Below are 1,537 nucleotides of genomic sequence, written 5' to 3'. Positions count from 1 at the left end.
GTGAATATAAATGTCATCGCGAACGAAGTAAGCCTGCCCCAGCGAAAGCAAGGGAAGCAATCTCGTATTACCTCGCACAATGTTACGACTGCTAAACTACCGATTTTTTAAATGTATTTTTAATTATCAATTAAATAGCTGGCAAACTGGCCAACCGGCTAATTAGTTAATTGAATAGTCTTTCATCTTGCATCTGTATTTTTAACTAACTAACCAGGTAACCAGCTAACCAACTAACTAAATTAAAAAGGAGGAAATTTAAAATGTATAGTTTTAGAAAAAGTAAAAAAGGTTTTACCTTAATTGAATTAATGGTCGTAGTTGCCATCATCGGTGTATTAGCTCTATTAGGATTAAGACTTTATACCGGGCAACAAAGAAAAGCAAAAAATGCTATAGTTAAAGCTAATGCCGGAACAATTCAGACTTTAATACAGGCGGAATTGGCAGATAATGAAGTTTCTGTAATAGCTGGTGATACTTATATGGATGGTCTAGTTAGCGATTCTGGTATAAGAAATCCATTTAGTGGAAGTCCACAAACAGAAAGCTACTTCAGTGATGGGAGTATATCAACCTTTACTACAGACACATCAGAAGGAGAAGTTTATGTATGGTTAGACGATTCCGATGTATTTCACGTAAATGGATGGGATGACTTAGGAACTAAAATATATCCTACAGTTGATTTAAAAGCTCAAAGATAAATAATTGGATTAAATTAAACAGTAACTCCACTTATATATAACTATATAGGTGGAGTTATCTTTTTACAATAAAATAAAAAATTATAAAGAATTATTTAAAGAGATATGATGTATAGATATTTCAAATCAATTGACATTTTTTTAATCAAACTTGCAATAATATTAATTCCTTTAGGAATTTATAAAGGCGTTGATTATTTTAAAGCCAATCAATATCTATGGTTAAAATTATTTGCTGTATTTTTCCTTTTTTTCTATCTTTTAAAATCAATTACTAAAGCTGAAATAATATGGAAACAACATCCACTAAATCTACCAATCTTTTTATTTTTTATAATATGCTCACTCTCTTTGATGCTAAGTAAAATATTTTTCGTAAGTCTGAAAGATTATCTTATTTTCTTTTCCTATTTAATTCTATTTTTTACCATCATTAATTCTGTTGATACTGAAAAAGATTTTTTTTCTATAATAAACTTCTTTCTATATGTTTCTACATTTGTAGCATTATATGTTATTTTGCATTTTTATGGAATTATAACCTACTTAAAAGAGTTTGGTCCCACTGTATCTCCAATAGGCCAAAAAAATTGGACTTCTAATTATTTAGCATTATTCTTCTTTATTGCATTTTTCTTATTTCTAATTCAGAAAAAAAGAAAGTTTTTATTTAAATACTTTTTAATTTTAATTATCTTCTATATAGCTTTAATGATTTGCCGAAGCAGGGGAATATGGATCAGCATGATATTGACCTCAATCATAATGATATTTTTAATTTACCATTTTAAATTATATTATATGATTAAAAAAAAGAAAAAATGGATATA

General features: G+C 27.9%; 2 protein-coding genes. Both read left to right on the top strand.

From position 1 onward, the window contains the following. Nucleotides 1-263 precede the first annotated feature (263 nt). Nucleotides 264-707, top strand: coding sequence for a type II secretion system protein (locus U9Q18_04170; GenBank protein MEA3313552.1), 444 nt, complete (start codon nucleotides 264-266; stop codon nucleotides 705-707). A gap of 108 nt (nucleotides 708-815) precedes the next feature. After that, nucleotides 816-1,537 (top strand): hypothetical protein (locus U9Q18_04165; GenBank protein MEA3313551.1); only part of this gene is annotated, 722 nt, incomplete at its 3' end.

The sequence above is a fragment of the Caldisericota bacterium genome (assembly GCA_034717215.1).
Classification (GTDB): Bacteria; Caldisericota; Caldisericia; order Caldisericales; family Caldisericaceae; genus UBA646.
Note: the sequence above shows the minus strand (reverse complement) of the source record. Positions and strands in the feature narration are given on the sequence as shown.

Coding starts and splice junctions, on each gene's coding strand:
- U9Q18_04170 (MEA3313552.1), top strand. CDS start 264: ATGTATAGTTTTAGAAAAAGTAAAAAAGGTTTTACCTTAATTGAATTA.